Raw genomic sequence first — 16604 nt, forward strand, 5'->3', positions numbered from 1 at the left:
GAAACGGCGGATTAAAAGGGCTGTGCTGTTCCGTCATAACGGTAGTAAGCCCCGGAATCCGCGATGGTCAGGCCATCGATCACCGAGATCATACCGCCGATGCTGTCTTCCGGCTCAATCAAGCCTGGAAAGTTGGCATCACCCATTTTTTCTACTTTCACGGTGCCCGGCGATAACACAGCCACGATCACGCCGTCGGCCTTCAGATCGCTCGCTATATTTTTCATATACATGTTGAGAGCTGTCTTGGACGATTTGTACCAGTAGCCGCCCGCGATGTTTGGTCCCTGATAGCCGAAGGAACCCGCCAGAGAACTGACGGCCAGGATTTTTTTGTCTTCACTGGCTTTGACGTGCGGCGCAAAGGCTTCGCTGACTTTAAGCGGGCCGAGCGCGTTGATGCGCATGAAGTTTTCCCACTGGTCATAGGCGAGCGTGCCGAAGGACTGTGGTGCGGGTTGGCTGAAATCGCCCGTGATCCCGGCGTTGTTAATCAAAACATCGATGGGGGTGTCTTTGAGTTTCCCGGCCAGGGCATCGATCTGGGCGTGATTGGTGACATCCATGGTCTCGATCCGCACCAGATCAGGATACTCAGATTTTAGCGTCAAAAGTGATTCTGGGGCTGTGTCGCGGCGATGGGTGGCGACCACATCCCAGCCCCGGGCGGCGTACTGCTTGGCGAACTCAAGCCCAATGCCTGAATTGGAGCCCGTGATGAGCACGGTCTTGGCGTCAGCTTGAGTGATAGAGGTTGCGGCAAGGAAAGCTGCCACAGCGGCTGCGAGACGGGAGAGGCGCATGGTTTGAAGGTCCCTGATAAAGTGAAGAGTCGTTGGTGGGGATCATAGCGATAGAAATGCCAAGTCTACGCAGCCCTGCAGCACGTGACCGCAGAGCGGCAGTTTATGAGGGGCGAAAAAAGTGTCCGCCCCCTTGCCTTGGAACGAGCCCATGCATGACCACTTTTTTCTGCATGTTTAGCTTTAGGATAGCACTGTAATTATTTGTTATTAAAGAATAATATGAGATATATTTATCGTTGACATTAAGCTATACGCCAATGGCGTAGTTGGTGCTTGCGTATGTTCGAACTCGGATGCTCGAAAGTGTAAAGCGCCCTTGTTATAGGTCCCTTGTTATTAGAGGCAGGCTACCAGGTCATTTCTTCGCCGGTGTTGGCGAAGTACTTACCCGACATGCTGAGGTCGTATTTGTCGATCATCGTCATGGATTGGGCGACGCTGGTTTCAACCGATTTCATCATTTGCTTGGGCAGACCGGCGGTGAAGTCCGTATCGACAAACCCGGGTGTGAGAATACCGATGATGACGCCGCTCTCCTGCACCTTCGGGTGCTGATAGACGTTGAGCATCACCATGTTCAGGGCGGACTTGCTGGCCCGGTAGAAGGCCTGGCGTGAGCCACGCACGGCGGACAACCGGCCTTCTGAGGAGGAAATGTTGATAATCTTCTTCTGGTTGCTGGCAGCGACGTGGTCCAGAAACGCTTCCGTAACCTTTAACGGCCCGAGTACGTTGATGTTCATCACATCGTTAAACACCGAATAATCAATGTTGCCGAAGTCCTGAGTATCCCGGCCCCCTGAGATCCCTGCGTTATTGATCAGCACATCAATGGCGGTGCCGCGCAGTTTCTCGGCCAGGCGGTCAATGCCCGGGTGGTCGGTCACGTCCAGTGTTTCCAGGCGGACATTGGGGTTGGCGGCGGCCAGGGCCTGGAGGTCGGCATCGTCTGCCGGCGAGCGGGCGGTTGCGATCACATCCCAGCCGCGCTCGGCATAGCGCTTGGCGAATTCAAAGCCGATGCCCCGACTGGCCCCGGTGATCATAACCGTGGCCGCCTCAGCCGTTGTAAAGGACAGGAGAGCGATGAACAGTGTGGCGGTGCGCAGCATGAGAGACTCCTAGATGTTTTTAATCTGATTTCAGAAACCTAAGCTACCACGGGCCGATTACCATGGAATTATGGTGCCGTCGTAGTTGAGAAAATCGCCAGACCGCTCCAGGGTTAGGCCAGCCGTTGTGGCGATCATCTGGGACACGCTCTGTTCCGTGGTGAGCGGGGTAAAGCCGCCATAATCGTAGTCTTCAGCGGCTTCAGCGGTTTCCTGATCGAGCCCAAAAGCCTCGCGCAACATGCGGGTGTCCACGGCGCCCGGCATGAAGATGCCAACGGCGATGCCCTGGTCTTTCAGGCGCATGGCGGTGCCGCGCATGGCCATGTTCACGGCGGCCTTACTGATGGCGTAATAGGGCGCGCCGGGGCTGCGCGTCACCGAGGCGATGGACCCGGCGGTGCTGGAAATGACGACGATCTTTTTGTCCGTGCTGGCGGCCACATGAGGGGCAAAGGCTTCAGACATCTTGAGCGGGCCAACCACGTTGACGTCCATCACCTGCTGGAACAGGTCCCGGTCCAACTGTCCCCAGGTCTGGCCCTCGCGGTCGCCGTACATGCCGGCGTTGTTGACCAAAACATCGATGGGTGTGTCTTTGTAAGCCTCGGCCAAAGCTGAAATGCGGTCCTGGTCGGTGACATCCAGCTGTTCGATGGTAATTTTCGGATTGGCGGTGGCCAGGGCTTGCAGGTCTTCATCGTTGGCGGGCGAGCGGCTGGTGGCGATGACATCCCAGCCGGCAGCGGCATATTGGGTGACGAATTCCAGGCCGATGCCCCGGTTTGAACCAGTGATGAGCACGGTTTTGGCAACTGCGGCGTGTGAGCCCAGCAGGGCGACAATAATGAGAATAATCCGTATCATAGCATAATATCCTTTATTGAGGCTCTATTAACACAAGGCTTACCATGCCCATTACCATTCTAGGGGCGCGCCCGTGTATTGCATGAACTCACCTGAGGTTTCCGGGGTGTACCAGTCAATCACGCTGCGCACGCCGGTGGCGCTTTCTTCCACTGAGATTTTGGGAATGTCGAAGGGCGCGGACATATCCGTATCGACCACGCCAGGATGAATGAGGCCGATGATCAGTCCGTGCTCGGCGGTATCTTTGGCAAAGTTGCGCATCAGCATATTCAAGGCCGTTTTGCTGGCCCGGTAGAAATAGATGTTGCCGTTGGTGTTGGCCAGCGAGCCGACAATGCTGGAAATGTTGATGATTTTCTTGGTGTCGCTGGCGGTGACGTGCGCCTGAAAGGCGGTGGCCATTTTCAGGGGCGCCAGTGTGTTGGTTGCAAACAGGGGAGCGGCCTGGTCAAAATCCAAACTGCCAATGCGTTGCTGGCCGGCGTCGCCGAGAATACCGGCATTGTTGATCAAAACGTCGATGGCAGTGCCGCGCAGTTTATTGGCCAGCGCCTCGATTTGGGCGTGATCTGTCACGTCCAAGGCTGCGATTTGAACAGTATCATAGGCAGCGGCGAGTGCCTGCAGCGCCGTATCGTCGTCCGGGGAGCGCGCTGTGGCAATAACCGTCCAGCCATCGGCCGCGTATTGCGTGGCCAGTTCCAACCCCAGGCCACGGTTGGAGCCGGTGATCAGAACGGTTTTGGCGCTTGCGGAAAAACTTAATAATATCAATAGGGTGGAGATCAATACCCTGATCATACTTGAAGTCCTGTCGTGCGGTGTGGCGGTGGAAGACTGAGCCCGATGGTAAAGCCTGGTCCGTGGAGAAGGAAGCAGATTACGCAGTCAGCGCTGTTTTCAGACCTAGGATGTCTTTGGCGCTCACCATAACCGCATAGCCTTCGGTTGTTGGGAGATAGACCACCGCTGTGAGGTCTGTGATGTAGCACCAGGCTTTCTCGTTATTCTTGAGCTTGAACCACCCCAATTGGAGCCGGGGTAGGCCAACACCATTGGTTCGCCATTTAGGTTTGAAGTCCCGGTCGCGGTCTGTGGTCAGATCCAGTGTTTTAAGCGCTGCGCTGTCGAGGGCCGTCAGCGGCACAGAACGTCCATAAAACGGCGCTTTCAGGATGAGGTGCGTCTGCGTAATCTCAAGAGCTGTGCTGCGACGGTGAAACACGAAAAGCCCAATAAAAGCGGAGACGGCAGCGATGATTAGAGTGGCAATCCAAAGTCCAAGACTGCCTGCCGTTGGGTCTGAGCTAAACCCCCACAAAACCGCAGCGTAAACGGTGCCCATAAACCCGAAGACCACTGCCCCTGGCAGCGGGCCTGGATTGGGGATTGCGAAGGTTCGGAACGCCATGCGATGGCTATACTCAGACTGTCGGTGCCGCTCTATCCTTAAATGGCGTGTTTCGCTTGCCACTAAGACGCAGACCGGACCCTAGTATTAATAAAAACAGCTTCAGTTTGTTCGCGGCAGAATTTTTTACTTAAAGCGAGGTCTAAGTAAAAATAACTGCTGTCAGCTGGGTAAATGTAGTCACTGCTTCATGTGGGCCTTCAGGAATGCCTGCATAATGATTTCAACGGCTTCAGGCTTAACATGCCGTCCGTCCTTTTCTTGGAAGGCGCCTGCGCCTAGGATTTGAACGATCTCATATGAAGGAAAGTAAGTCACATTTTGGTATAGCGATGATACTTCGCCTGCAACGGCTCGAAGAACTGCCTTACTGAGCGTATTTGCCGTATATATATCTTTACCAGACCAAGTGAGTGCGAGAGGAACTGGTGAAACTGTAAGAACAATTGGCACGTTTTTGCCCTTGCGATCTCGAATGATATCAACGACTGCTTTCAGATTGTCCTTATTATCCTCAAAAGAACTGAGATAAAATTCTGTCTGCTCAGCACCGCCGCCGCGCTCATATCCAGGTTCCTGGCAGGAAAAACGTCCGTTATCTTTCTTGCGCCAAACCTCAATCAGTCCAAGGGTAATAAAGAAGGCCGTCGCGCTATTAAATCCGTTGGTTATCGTTAAGTTTGATAACTCAATAGCGTCGAGCAAATCATTCTTAGATTTACCGAATAGGCTTCGTCTGTATGGATCCTGAAAACAGGTTTCCTGGCCCCACCAATTATCCTGAATTTCCCAGATGTCTTCGTCAGACTGTTTCCAAAGCCCGGCGCAGCGCTCAAATTCTTGATGAATTGTATAGGTATTATAATAATTCATGTGGGGTCGATTGGGCAGGGTATCTATTAAATAGCGAGAAGGGTCAGTTTTGACCTGCTCAAACTCTGGCAGGCATTTAACGTTTTGATTTGAAAGCGCCTTACGGACCTCTTCCGCAAAACAACTACCGATCGTGAACACTCTGTCTTCGGCGCCAATCAGTGCTTTAGGTTTGATGGTGAAAAGATGCTCATTGAAGTACTTACTCCACATGAAATTACCAACTTGCGGAAATTCTATTCGTTTCATTCGGCGATTCTCATGTAGTAAAATTGTAAGGTTTCAGTCCTTAATTTATCGGACAGAACTCTATTCGTCCCCTTAAATAATAGGTAAGCACCGTCAATGTGCTGCGAAACCAAGGTTCGGGAGATGTTTTCTCACTTGCTATGGAGGGGAAAGTTTACTGAAGTTCTGTTGCCAGCTTACTGCTTTGAGGGCATTGCTAGGGCCATGAAAAAACATCTCAGTATGATTGCCGCCATTGTCCTTTCCCTGTTGCTTTCCGGCTGTGGGGATCAGGAGGCGGGCACGTCTTCTTCCGGAGTTCAAAACGACACCCTGCGCGTCGGAGTGCTTGGGTTACCCGCTATGCTGGGCAATCCCTATGCCTCGTTGAATGCGCCAACGATTTACACCTGGTCGGCGATCTTCGATGGACTGACCTATGTGGGCCTGGACAGCGTAGTGAAGCCGTGGCTGGCTACGGCCTGGGCGCAGACCAGCCCCACCACCTGGGTGTTCACATTGCGGGACGGCGTGACCTTCTCAAACGGAGAGCGGTTCACAGCAGATGCGGTGGTGAACGCGGTCGACTATCTGACCAGCCCTGAAGCCGTGACCGAGGTTGTGGCGCAGATGCTCAGTTCCTTGGCCAGCGCGCGGGTGATCGATGACTACACCGTTGAGATCACGACCAAGGTCCCGAATGTGCTGTTTCCTCGCGAGGCGGCCAGTTTGCGTATTGTTGCGCCAGAGCACTGGCGGGCCTTGGGCCCGCAGGGCTTTGCCCGGGATCCGCATGGCACCGGTCCGTTTCGCGCTGCGGAATGGAAGCCGTCAGTGGTAAACATGGTGGCTTTTGAAGAGTCCTGGCGTCCGCCACATTTCAAAAAACTCGAAGTTTATGCGGTGCCGGAAGGCCCGCAGCGCATTCAAGGGGTGATCAGCGGACGGTTGGATGTGGTTTTGGGAACCATTCCAGATCAGATGGAGGAGTTGGAGGCTGCTGGGCATCAGTGGGTGAGCGTGCCCGGAACGGGAACCTATGTGTTTGCGTTGATCCTCAATCCTGATCATCCCGCGTTTGGACCGAAGAATGCGCCGCTGACCGACAAACGCGTGCGTCAGGCGCTCAATCATGCGGTGAACCGTGAGGCGTATATTCAGGTGCTGCTGGACAACAAAAGCCGCGCGCCATCGCAGCCTGCGCCAGCCTCGGCCTTTGGCTATAACCCTGACTTGGTGCCTTACAGCTATGATCCTGATCTCGCCCGGGCGTTGCTGGCGGAGGCGGGATACGCGGATGGGTTTGATCTGACCATTGAGGTTGTGCCGGGCACGGCTATTCCCAACGGCGTCGCCATCTATCAGCGCGTGGCGGAAGATTTGCGGGCAATTGGGGTTAATCTGGAACTCAAGACGTTCCCCATATCTCAGTATTTCAATGCCATCCACACCGGCGATTTTAAGGGGCAGGGTTTCATGATGGATTTCCCGACCGCGCCGCAAATGGATGCTTTACGGGGCATGAGACTTCATAGCTGCCTCTGGAAAACGCCTTGGCTCTGCAATGAGGCGGATCAGGCGATGATTGACGCGGCCATGGCCGAGCCTGATCTGGACCGCCGAGAAACGCTGACGCGTGAGTTGATGCGGCACTATCACGAGCAGGCGTATATGCTTTATCTGTTTGAATCGGTCGATTTTTATGGCGTGCGGGCGGGCCTCGAGGGCTTTGAAGCCGAGGGTCTGTTTATTCAATATGAGAAAATCCGAAGCGAACCCCTGTTGTAAGGGAACGGGCTAAGGGCAAGCCCCCTCAGCCCGTTGTCCTTCGGGGTATTGAGCTATCGTAGCGCGTATGCCTAGGGATCAAGGCTTAGGCTGCTGTTTTTTGCCGCCATAGGCCGTCTTTAAAGCGTTGGATGATCTTCTTTGCCCTGCTGCCACTCATGGTCAAAGCATCAAGCTTGCCAGTATATCCAACGAACCCTTCAAGCATTTCGGCGGTGTGCGTGGGGTCAACAAACCCCATGGACCATTCTTCGTATTCAGGCTCCTCTACGTGGTCTTCCAGTAACAGGCGGAAATTACAATGACGCGGATCGCTTTTGATGCGTTTTAGCGTCTCTTTGACAGCGTTTTCGGGGCCTTCTAGGACTTGAAGAAATGAGCCTTGGTGATAGACCAGTATACCGCTGATCCCTTCTGTTGAGTTATTGCGTCGAGACAGAGCCAACAGTTCAGCCAGTTCTTGGCTACTGGGAGACTGTGTTGCTGCGCTTATGTAAATGGTTTGAAGCATCATTCTGAGTCCTCCATTTAATTTAGCTTAACCAGTTCTATACGCAGCCGGAGAGGGCTTGGATCATCAACAGAAGAATAATAAGAAAAACTATATTAAACAAATACTTAAATAATATTCCTCTTCTAATTTATTAGCATGTATATGCTTACATCTCACCGGAGGAGTAGCGGTTTTCGATGAACTGCATGCGGTCTCGCTCGAACTCGATCTTTGGCGCGATGGCTGTATTTGAAAAGTCCAACAGCACATCTTGCTCGGTGGTATGACGCGGCCAGTCGGGCAGGCCCGCCGCGTTGGGAGTGCCGGTCTTGGCAAAATTGACCCAATACGCGCTGATCAGGTTGGCCATTGCCCGATCTGAGTCTGATACCGGGTTTTGAGATGTCGCATCTATGGTTTTAAACACATAGGCTGTTTCGGCGCCGTGCGGCGCGCCGGGCATGGTGCCAAGCTTTTCCTCGAAGACGTAGTCGAAGCGATACAGGTAAGTCGGTTGATCTGTCTTTGCATGCTGCCGCGCCAGCCAGCGCTGAGAGCCAAAGAAGGTATCGAATTCCAGATTGTTGAGGATGGTGCGGTCATCCACGTCGCCATAAAGCTCTGTAATCTCCTCCCGGCTGATTTGTAGGGCGTTCAGCAGCAAATCCGCCTTGTCCAGCCGCATCAGCAGGCTGCCTTCCCAACTGGTGGCTCCCGTAAGATACGGCACCGGATGCTGGCGGCCCTCGCTGAACACCGGCCCAAGGGCCTCCGGCAGATAAATGCCATCCACGGCGGGGTTGAGAGAGCCAAAGGCGGTTTTGTTCTGGTAGTCTAAAACCTGCTCCCAGGTGAGCGCCCGCAGCCCTGCAACAATCGCGGCGTCGGACTCCTTATCTTCAACCAGAGCCGTCGCCATGGCCGCACCTGTGGTTTCCAGAGATGGAGACATATAGCGATCTATGGAAATGTGTTTTGCTTTGTAGGGGCGCACATTTGAGCTTTGCGACATGGCTTTATGGAACAGACCTTTTGCGGCAGGGAGGCCCATCAGGTAGTTGACCGAAACGCCGCCCGCCGACATGCCGAAAATGGTGACGTTGGCCGGGTCTCCCCCGAAAGCTGCGATATTGTCGCGCACCCATTCCAGGGCCCGGACCTGGTCTGAGAGATAGTAGGTGCCGATGGCGTCCTCCGGTGATTGGCGGCTGAGCGCGGGGTGGGCGAACTGGCCGAGATAGCCCAGACGATAATTAAAGGTCACCACGACCATGCCCTGTGTGGCCAAGGCAGAGCCATTGTAGACCGCCATGCCGCTGTCACCGCTGGTGAAACCGCCCGGCAGCATCCACACCATGACGGGTTTCGGTTCAGAGGCGGGTGTATTCAGGGTCCAGACATTCAGGGTCAGGCAGTCTTCCTGCATGGAGCGGTCGCTGAGGTCTTCGGCGTTGTAGCCGAGGCGCAGGGCTTGCGGGCAGACACCGCCGAATTGTTCTGCGTCGCGGGTGCCCTCCCAGGCAGTGGGCGGTTGCGCCGGACGCCAGCGTAAATCGCCAACCGGCGGCGCGGCATAGGGAATGCCTCTAAACACCTTGAGGTCATTTACCACTGTCCCGCGGACTTGGCCCTGTTGAGTTGTTACGGTAGGACGGTCTTGAGCGAGGACTGCGCCAGTGAACTGGCTGGCGAACTGGCTGGCGATGGCGAAAACAATAAGCAGCGTCTTCATTGCTGGTTTTCCTGGCTGTGCCTGAAGGCGGCTTTGCCCTCAAGCAGGAGATCGTAAAGCCGGGCACCGTCGGCCCCGGTATCGTCGAGAATGCGCTGCAAGCCGCTGGCGGACGCGTCTTTCCATAGCTTGCGTTGATCTTCCGTCAGGTCGAAATAGGACATGCCGTTGGCTTCGCCCTGTTTGACCACGCCTTCTACGTACGCGCGGACATTGGGCCGTGAGACGTCCAGCTGGTCGTAGGACTCAATCAGGGCGGCTTTCTGGGCATCGGTGGCCGAGGCGAGCCACCGCTTGTTGGCGAAATTGGCCCCCATCTCGTACATGCCTTTGAGGCGGGTGGCACAGCAGACCTGGCCGTTGAGGGCGTTATGCACAAAAACGATGTTGGACAAGCCGCCCTGGACCATGCCGGTTTGCAGGCCGGGCACCAGTTCGCCCAGTTCTAAGACGGCGTAGTCTGCGCCCACCGCTTCGACAAAGGATTGCAGAATGATGGAGGGCGAAATCCGAAGCGTCATGCCGTTGAGATCGCTGGGCACCAGAACCGGCTGGTCAACCGTATACAAAACGGTCCAGCCCACATCGGTAAAGTGAAGGACCTCGAGATCAAGTTCTGAGAAAAACTGACGGATGGGCTCGGCCAGATAGTTGTCGAGGACGAAGTCGGCTTCCTCGATGCTATCAAACACGTAAGGGGCCAACAGGACGCCCATTTCTGGCACCAGCGAGGTCATGCCCTGGGACGACACGCTGACGATTTGTATACGATTGCGCCGTGCGCCGGTGATCAGTTGCTGTTCCGAGCCGAGTTCGCCGCGCAGGTACCATTCCAGATCAAAGTCGGGGTTGCTGTCGATTTTTGATTGAAAGCTCATCCACTGATCCCACCAGACGCTGTCGGGAAAGGAATAAACGGCGACCTTGCCTTTGAGCGGGTCTGCCGCAGCCGGAACGACTGAGAGAAGGCCGACGATAACGGTGATAAGCGTGCTGAGATATTTCATCATCCCATCACAGTAAGTCGCCCCTTGGCGTGAGGCAACTGAGCGTGCAGAGTCCGGCACTCAGTTTTTGAAAATGAGGAGCCGCGCATGCCGACTGTTTTAATTACCGGAGCCAACCGGGGGATCGGTCTGGAGTTTACGCGCCAATATGCCGCCGACGGCTGGACCGTGATTGCCTGTTGCCGCGCCCCGGACGGCGACAGCGCGGCAGATCTCAGGTCTATCGCCGAGACGGCTGGGGGCCGGGTGTCGATCGAGACGATGGATATGCTGGATCATGGCTCCATCGACGCGGTTGCCAAAAAATACGCGGGCACGGCCATCGACGTGCTGTTGAACAACGCGGGCATTATCGGGCCGGTGCCGATACAAGATCATCTCGACGCCCAGCATTTCGGCACCATTGATTATGAGGTGTGGGATCAAGTGATTCGCACCAACACGTTTGCCCCAATCAAAATGGCCGAGGCTTTTATCGAGCATGTCCGGGCGGGGGATCAGAAGAAGATCATTACCCTGTCCAGCACCGTCGGCTCGTTTCAGGAGGATGTGACTCCGGCATTTTGTTACTGCACCTCAAAAACAGCGGTGACCAAAGCCGTGCAGTTGTTGTCGGAGGCGCTCAAAACGGACGGCGTGATCGCCATGGCGTTCTGCCCGGGGCATGTCAAAACGCGCATGGGCGTTGGCGGCGCGACCGTTGAAATTCCCGATAGCGTGGCGGGCATGCGGGGATTGATTGATGGGTTCACAATGTCGGACACGGGCACCTTCCGCCGCTTTAACGGCGACACGGTCGCTTGGTAGAAATTGGCGTGGTGACGAAATATGACGACGCTGTTTGATCCTGATCGAGAAGTTCCAGACGCCCTGAAACAGGGGGCGTTTCTGAGTGTGTTTGTGGTTCATGGCATCGCCGATGCGGACGCCTATGCGCGCTATCAGGCGATCAGCGATGGTAAGAGCCGCAAGCCCAGTGTGTTCGGCGGGCAGGTTCTGGGATTTTCAAAACCGGCGTTTCGATTTGTTGGCCCCGAAGACGCCCATGCGGTGGCCGTTATCCGCTGGCCTGATTTTGAGTCGTTTAAAGCGTGGCGCACGCAGCCTGTGTATGCGGCAGAAGGTGTGGCCGACCTTCATGCCAAGGCCGAGCGCGAGAGTGTTTACTTTTTGCCATGGCTCGATGGGTGAGAGTCAGATTGGCAAACTCTGTAGTGATTAAGTCTGACCATTGCCTTTTAATATTTGAGTCACATAAGGCACATCAAAATATTAGAAACACCACGCGAATAAAACTGAAACTTTTCTTAGACAATACCTTAACTTGAACACCCCTTACCTAAAAACCATAACCCCCTGACTTTCATTTTGCACTGACGCGTTACCGCGACATCAGTGCGAAAGATTTCGAACGCAGACTTAGAACGCGGAGTCATGTGTTGAGTCATTCGAGCGTTGAGTCATTTGGGGATTATAATGAAATCGATATACCGCAATCTTTCCATCACCGCTGTTGCCGTGTCTATGATCAGTCCGGCTGCAGGCCAGACAAATGCGACCGGCGACACCACATCAACCGATGAGACGCAAGTTGAAGAAGTAACTGTTTTTGGACAGGCGCTTTCAATCAAACGGGCCATCGAGGTCAAACGCGCCGCCACAAACATCGTTGATGCCGCCGTGCAAGATGATGTCGGCCGCTTGCCGGATTTGAATACGGCGTCGGTGATCCGCCGGATCTCGGGCATTTCGGTTCAGAATGACCAGGCAGAGGCGCGCTTTCCCATCATCCGGGGGCTGAATCCAACCTATAACCGCACCACCATTGACGGCGGAATTGTATCGTCACCGGAGCGCGGTTCGAATGCGCGCTCCGTGCCGTTGGATGTGGTTCCGGCCTCGCTGCTGTCGCGCCTGGAAGTTATTAAATCCGTCACGCCGGAGCTGGATGGCAACGCCATTGGCGGCACCATCAACGTGGTGACACGCAGTGCTTTCGAGGAAGACCCCGGGTTCTTCTACGGCTCGGCCTATGTGGGACATCATGAGCAATCCGGTGACGGCGGAAAACTCAACGGCGGCGGTAAAACCCAGCCGTGGCGGGCCAATTTCGCCACCGGCACCCGCTTCGGACCGGATGAAGAATTTGGTATTGTTTTGGGTGTGGATTATTCCGTCCGTAACTTTGAAATTCCACAAATTGAGGTGGACGACGCCGACTACACGGAATTTGATGCCGCCGGGAACAACGTCGGACTGGGCAACGGCAACGGCATTGTGGTGCCGACGAACAATCGCGTGTTTTTCTACAACAACAACCGCGAGCGCCTGGGCGGTGCTGTCAAACTTGAATGGCGCCCGGACAGTGATTTCGAGTTCACTTTGTCATCCCTGTACACCGAGTTTAACGATGACGAACGGCGCGATGAATTTACCTATGAGCTAGGCACCAATGGCAGCTCATCGCAACCGGATACGATTACAAACCAAACACCGATTTCAGGTGTGACGGAAGATGGGCGGGGCATCGTCGGCCTGGGCCGCTTTACCCTCGACCGCAAAATCTACAACGTTCAAGGCGTTGCCGAATGGCAGGCATCGGACAGTCTGTTGCTTGATGCCCGCATGACCTACTCCGGGGCCGAACTGAACAACCCGGAGTCAACGGAGAGTTTTTCGACTGCGGCGACGTTCGGGGCGGTCTACGACACCAGCACCTTTTTCCCGCGCACCTACCCGCTGGACCCACAGGGGTACTTTGACCCGGCAAGTTACAACCACAACAATCGCGGCGTCCTCGACCGTTTTGCAGAGGACGATATTTTTGAAGTCGCGGTGAACGGCACCATGGACTTTGACACCTTCACCGTGAAGACCGGTGGTGTGTATCGTGATCGCAATAAAGACGAAGGCTTTACGTTCAACCGCTTTGTCGCCGTCAACCCTTACACGCTGGCTGATGTGCCCGACAATGGGCTCGCCGATGTTGAGTTTCAGGGCAATTATAAATTCCTCACCCGCGTCGATTCAGATGGCGCAAATTCTTACTTTTCCAGCAATCCGTTTACCAACGTGCTGACCTCTCAAAACGGCTCTTCGGCCAGCGAAGAGGTCTATGCCGGTTACGCACAGGGCACGATGGATTTTGGAGCGTTATCGGTGACCGGCGGGGTGCGGGTTGAACACACCTCGTGGAATGGTGCGCCGCTGAACGGGGGCGATGTTTCCGGCGATTATACGGACATCCTGCCCAGTGCCGTGGCCCGGTATAACATACAGGACGATCTGGTGTTTCGTGTGGCGGCATCAAGAACCATCGGCCGGCCAAACATCAGTGACCTCACACGCGGTTTCTCACCGAGCACGGACGGCGCAGACCTGGTGCTGTCGCGCTCTAATCCAGACCTCAAGCCGCGCCGCTCGACGAATCTTGATGCGACGGTTGAATGGTATATTCCCAACGGATTGCTGGCCTTCGGGGCCTTTTATAAAGACATCTCCGATGAAATTTTTGTTCTGACGACCACCAATGCCAATCTGACCGTGGACGGTGTTACCTATGACCGCATCACGCAACCGGAAAACGCAGCCGACGCAGAAGTTTTCGGAATTGAAGGTCAGTTTCAACAAACCTTCGCGTGGTTGCCGCAGCCGTGGGATGGGGTTGGCGTTGCGGCTAACTTTACCTTGCTGGACACCAAATTCGTGGTGCCGCTGGCCAACGGTACGACCCGGACCACAACGCTGTTCCAGCAGCCTGACTTTGTCATGAACCTGACCGCGTTTTATCAGAACGAGTTTTTCGAGGTCCGGGGGTCTTACAACTACACAGACTCATTCCTCGATCTGCTCAATGCGGGCAATCCCAACTTAGATGAATACTGGGATGATCGCGGGCAGTTTGATATGCAGGTGCGCGTGAATGTGACCGAGAGCATTTCTCTTGTGGGAGAGGCTGTGAACATTACCGACCAAGGCCGGACGGAATTGACCGGGCCGGACGCACGGTTCCTGCAAGAGGATGCGAGCTTTGGCCGCACATTCTGGCTTGGCGTGAACGCCTCATTCTAACGGCGTGAACGCCGCGCTCAAAGGCGCGTGAACGCCGCGCTCAATGGAGTGTAAACGCGGATAAAATTAAGGAGGGGCGTGCAAGGCATCACATATATCACGTCATATATTGTGTGTCCTGCACGCCTCTCTCATGCGCAGCCGGAGAAAAAGATGAAAACGCTCGGAACAATTATAACCATTGGGCTTGTGGTGTTGTCCATGAACGGCGTTGTTGCCGGGGAACAGACAAAGCAGCAGACAAGCATCGACGCACGCCGAGACGCGTTTCAAAAAGCGTGGGCCGCAATTGGAGTGAAAGACTATCAAGCTCCGGAGGTGCGCCAGCATACGGCAACGGATATCACGTCCTACCCCGCCGTCGAGGCCGGTCAGGGCGCTGCGGCAGATGCAACGCACTTTTACGCCATTGTGAATTACGTCATCGGAAAATATGACCGTGAAACGGGCCTGCTGACCAGCCGTTGGGTTGGCGATCGCGGCGGCCTTATCGGCCATCTTAACAGTTGTTTGCTGGATGGTTCGGATCTGATGTGCGCCAACTCCAACCATCCGAACCTGCCGATGGCCAGCAGCATTGAAGTGTTTGATACCAAGACTATGACCCATAAATCCTCCAAGAGCCTTGGCATTACGGAAGAAGGGTCGCTGGTCTGGTTCGATCATTATCAAGGCGGATGGATTGCCGGCTTCGCCAACTACGATGACGAAACCGGCCTGCCGTATAAAGACCATACCTATGCGGGTATTGTTCTGTTTGACAAGGAGTGGCGCCGTCGCGGCGGCTATGCCCTGCCAGGTTCCATTCTGGCAAAGATGGCCCCGCAAGCCGCATCCGGTGGGTCCATCGGGCCGGATGGCCGCCTCTATGTTATGGGCCATGACTTGCCTGAGATGTATGTTCTGGAGTTTCCGCTCATGGGGCCGACGATGATGCATGTGGCAACTATTACCGTCCCGTCGGAAGGCCAGGCGTTCGCCTTTGACCCGGACGAGCCGCAGCGGGTGTGGGCGATCAGCCGGCCCAGGCGAGAAGTTGTGACTTATGTGATTCCTGAATTGGTGCCTTAAGGCGCGCGATCAAGGCGTAAGATTAAGGTTCACGATTAGGTTCAGGGCGCAAAAAAAGTGGGCGGGGCTAAAAGCCCCGCCCCAAGTTTCAGGGACGCACCTCTAGCCGGGGCCAGGCGCTAACTCGTCAACATGCTCATGTCTGATTGGCTCATGTCTGACGAGGAGCGTCTGCCCCGCGAAAACAAAATCATACTCAAACTATTCAGATAGGCTGTGAGACTTGGACAGGAGGACTCATCTGCCACATTGGTTTGGTCGCATTTCTGCCAGTTGGTTACTGAAACCTGCTGTGGCATTGCTGACTCATTCCCCAAGAAACCCGTCGCTCACAGCCAAGAGTGTTCCAAAAATTTTCGGAGTTGTCACTATTATTGGTATGAAGAAGCCCTATATATACAATATATAGTATGGTGTACGCATTGTAAGCTGCCTGAATCCTTGGTGAATTCCTGGTTTATGCAGACTTCACGTTTTGGGGCTTTCGACCAAGCTATGTAACGGTCCGATGACTAAAAAAAGACAGTTTTTGACGAATCGTCTCTCTTGCGTCCCACAGGGCGGTCGATACAATAATGAAATAGTTGAAAAGACGTGACTTGGGTCTTACACCCTACATATAGCTTTCTCAGGAGGTTTAGATGGCGATTACGTTGCGCGTCAACGGCACAGAGCATTCGGTGGATGTTGATCCAGAAACCCCATTGCTATGGGTGTTAAGAGACAACCTTGGACTGACCGGCACAAAATACGGTTGCGGTATTGCAGCCTGTGGCGCGTGTACAGTCCATGTTGATGGTGTAGCCGAACGGTCCTGTTCCGTCCCCGTTGAATTTGCGGCTGGCACAGAAATTACGACCATCGAAGGATTGTCGGAAGATCGCAGTCACCCGGTGCAGGCCGCCTGGATTGAGGAAGATGTGCCGCAGTGCGGGTACTGTCAGTCTGGCATGATTATGTCGGTGGCCTCTCTGTTGAAAGAAATCCCAGAACCAACAGATGAAGACATCAACGCCTACATCACCAACATTTGCCGGTGCGGGACCTACACGCGCATTCGCAAGGCCATTAAGCGAGCCGCTGCGGCTTAAACCTGTCTGGCAACAAACTTTCAGAGTGTGATGGGCGTGGGTCAAACCGCG

The 16604-nt window shown here is 54.7% G+C and carries 15 protein-coding genes; 6 read left to right on the forward strand and 9 right to left on the reverse strand.

The window, feature by feature from the left end:
* Positions 1-11 precede the first annotated feature (11 nt).
* The 6 genes from RIC29_02865 to RIC29_02890 all read right to left on the reverse strand — a co-directional run bounded on the left by RIC29_02865 (position 12) and on the right by RIC29_02890 (position 5321).
* Entirely contained in the window at positions 12-803 is a 792-nt protein-coding gene (locus RIC29_02865) for an SDR family oxidoreductase (protein MEQ8733837.1), read from the reverse strand.
* A gap of 350 nt (positions 804-1153) precedes the next feature.
* Positions 1154-1918, reverse strand: a complete 765-nt coding sequence (locus RIC29_02870) for an SDR family oxidoreductase (GenBank protein MEQ8733838.1) — start codon at positions 1916-1918, stop codon at positions 1154-1156.
* A gap of 57 nt (positions 1919-1975) precedes the next feature.
* Positions 1976-2785 (reverse strand): SDR family oxidoreductase, encoded by an 810-nt coding sequence (locus tag RIC29_02875; GenBank protein MEQ8733839.1) that lies wholly within the window; start codon positions 2783-2785, stop codon positions 1976-1978.
* A 51-nt stretch (positions 2786-2836) separates the two neighbouring features.
* On the reverse strand, positions 2837-3589 hold the full coding sequence (locus RIC29_02880; protein ID MEQ8733840.1) for an SDR family oxidoreductase: 753 nt from the start codon (positions 3587-3589) through the stop codon (positions 2837-2839).
* A gap of 79 nt (positions 3590-3668) precedes the next feature.
* Entirely contained in the window at positions 3669-4199 is a 531-nt protein-coding gene (locus tag RIC29_02885) for a PH domain-containing protein (protein ID MEQ8733841.1), read from the reverse strand.
* Positions 4200-4379: 180 nt separating this feature from the next.
* Positions 4380-5321 carry a GSCFA domain-containing protein gene (locus RIC29_02890; GenBank protein MEQ8733842.1) on the reverse strand — a complete coding sequence of 314 codons (942 nt, stop codon included), beginning with the start codon at positions 5319-5321 and terminating at the stop codon, positions 4380-4382.
* 204 nt (positions 5322-5525) lie between these two features.
* Between RIC29_02890 and RIC29_02895 the strand changes: the two genes are divergently transcribed.
* On the forward strand, positions 5526-7088 hold the full coding sequence (locus tag RIC29_02895) for an ABC transporter substrate-binding protein (protein MEQ8733843.1): 1563 nt from the start codon (positions 5526-5528) through the stop codon (positions 7086-7088).
* Positions 7089-7173: 85 nt separating this feature from the next.
* Here the strand turns inward: RIC29_02895 and RIC29_02900 are convergent, their stop codons facing one another.
* The 3 genes from RIC29_02900 to dctP form a co-directional block, all read right to left on the reverse strand.
* Positions 7174-7602 carry a BLUF domain-containing protein gene (locus RIC29_02900; GenBank protein ID MEQ8733844.1) on the reverse strand — a complete coding sequence of 143 codons (429 nt, stop codon included), beginning with the start codon at positions 7600-7602 and terminating at the stop codon, positions 7174-7176.
* A 145-nt stretch (positions 7603-7747) separates the two neighbouring features.
* A complete protein-coding gene (locus RIC29_02905) occupies positions 7748-9313 on the reverse strand; it encodes a carboxylesterase family protein (protein MEQ8733845.1) in 1566 nt (521 codons plus the stop codon).
* Positions 9310-10323 (reverse strand): TRAP transporter substrate-binding protein DctP, encoded by a 1014-nt coding sequence (dctP, locus tag RIC29_02910; GenBank protein ID MEQ8733846.1) that lies wholly within the window; start codon positions 10321-10323, stop codon positions 9310-9312. The genes RIC29_02905 and dctP overlap by 4 nt, the downstream gene beginning before the upstream one ends.
* A gap of 84 nt (positions 10324-10407) precedes the next feature.
* Between dctP and RIC29_02915 the strand changes: the two genes are divergently transcribed.
* From RIC29_02915 to RIC29_02935, 5 genes are all read left to right on the forward strand, one after another.
* Positions 10408-11127, forward strand: a complete 720-nt coding sequence (locus RIC29_02915) for an SDR family oxidoreductase (protein MEQ8733847.1) — start codon at positions 10408-10410, stop codon at positions 11125-11127.
* Between the two features lie 21 nt (positions 11128-11148).
* A complete protein-coding gene (locus tag RIC29_02920) occupies positions 11149-11511 on the forward strand; it encodes a hypothetical protein (protein ID MEQ8733848.1) in 363 nt (120 codons plus the stop codon).
* 285 nt (positions 11512-11796) lie between these two features.
* Positions 11797-14391, forward strand: a complete 2595-nt coding sequence (locus RIC29_02925) for a TonB-dependent receptor (GenBank protein MEQ8733849.1) — start codon at positions 11797-11799, stop codon at positions 14389-14391.
* Positions 14392-14544: 153 nt separating this feature from the next.
* On the forward strand, positions 14545-15462 hold the full coding sequence (locus RIC29_02930; protein ID MEQ8733850.1) for a hypothetical protein: 918 nt from the start codon (positions 14545-14547) through the stop codon (positions 15460-15462).
* Positions 15463-16103: 641 nt separating this feature from the next.
* Positions 16104-16553, forward strand: a complete 450-nt coding sequence (locus RIC29_02935; protein ID MEQ8733851.1) for a (2Fe-2S)-binding protein — start codon at positions 16104-16106, stop codon at positions 16551-16553.
* Positions 16554-16604 lie beyond the last annotated feature (51 nt).

This window comes from Rhodospirillaceae bacterium (assembly GCA_040219235.1).
GTDB lineage: Bacteria > Pseudomonadota > Alphaproteobacteria > Rhodospirillales > Rhodospirillaceae > WLXB01.

Excerpts from the sequence above, each read along its gene's own strand:
- RIC29_02865 (MEQ8733837.1), bottom strand. The coding sequence starts at position 803 with ATGCGCCTCTCCCGTCTCGCAGCCGCTGTGGCAGCTTTCCTTGCCGCA.
- RIC29_02870 (MEQ8733838.1), bottom strand. The coding sequence starts at position 1,918 with ATGCTGCGCACCGCCACACTGTTCATCGCTCTCCTGTCCTTTACAACG.
- RIC29_02875 (MEQ8733839.1), bottom strand. The coding sequence starts at position 2,785 with ATGATACGGATTATTCTCATTATTGTCGCCCTGCTGGGCTCACACGCC.
- RIC29_02880 (MEQ8733840.1), bottom strand. The coding sequence starts at position 3,589 with ATGATCAGGGTATTGATCTCCACCCTATTGATATTATTAAGTTTTTCC.
- RIC29_02885 (MEQ8733841.1), bottom strand. The coding sequence starts at position 4,199 with ATGGCGTTCCGAACCTTCGCAATCCCCAATCCAGGCCCGCTGCCAGGG.
- RIC29_02890 (MEQ8733842.1), bottom strand. The coding sequence starts at position 5,321 with ATGAAACGAATAGAATTTCCGCAAGTTGGTAATTTCATGTGGAGTAAG.
- RIC29_02895 (MEQ8733843.1), top strand. The coding sequence starts at position 5,526 with ATGAAAAAACATCTCAGTATGATTGCCGCCATTGTCCTTTCCCTGTTG.
- RIC29_02900 (MEQ8733844.1), bottom strand. The coding sequence starts at position 7,602 with ATGATGCTTCAAACCATTTACATAAGCGCAGCAACACAGTCTCCCAGT.
- RIC29_02905 (MEQ8733845.1), bottom strand. The coding sequence starts at position 9,313 with ATGAAGACGCTGCTTATTGTTTTCGCCATCGCCAGCCAGTTCGCCAGC.
- dctP (MEQ8733846.1), bottom strand. The coding sequence starts at position 10,323 with ATGATGAAATATCTCAGCACGCTTATCACCGTTATCGTCGGCCTTCTC.
- RIC29_02915 (MEQ8733847.1), top strand. The coding sequence starts at position 10,408 with ATGCCGACTGTTTTAATTACCGGAGCCAACCGGGGGATCGGTCTGGAG.
- RIC29_02920 (MEQ8733848.1), top strand. The coding sequence starts at position 11,149 with ATGACGACGCTGTTTGATCCTGATCGAGAAGTTCCAGACGCCCTGAAA.
- RIC29_02925 (MEQ8733849.1), top strand. The coding sequence starts at position 11,797 with ATGAAATCGATATACCGCAATCTTTCCATCACCGCTGTTGCCGTGTCT.
- RIC29_02930 (MEQ8733850.1), top strand. The coding sequence starts at position 14,545 with ATGAAAACGCTCGGAACAATTATAACCATTGGGCTTGTGGTGTTGTCC.
- RIC29_02935 (MEQ8733851.1), top strand. The coding sequence starts at position 16,104 with ATGGCGATTACGTTGCGCGTCAACGGCACAGAGCATTCGGTGGATGTT.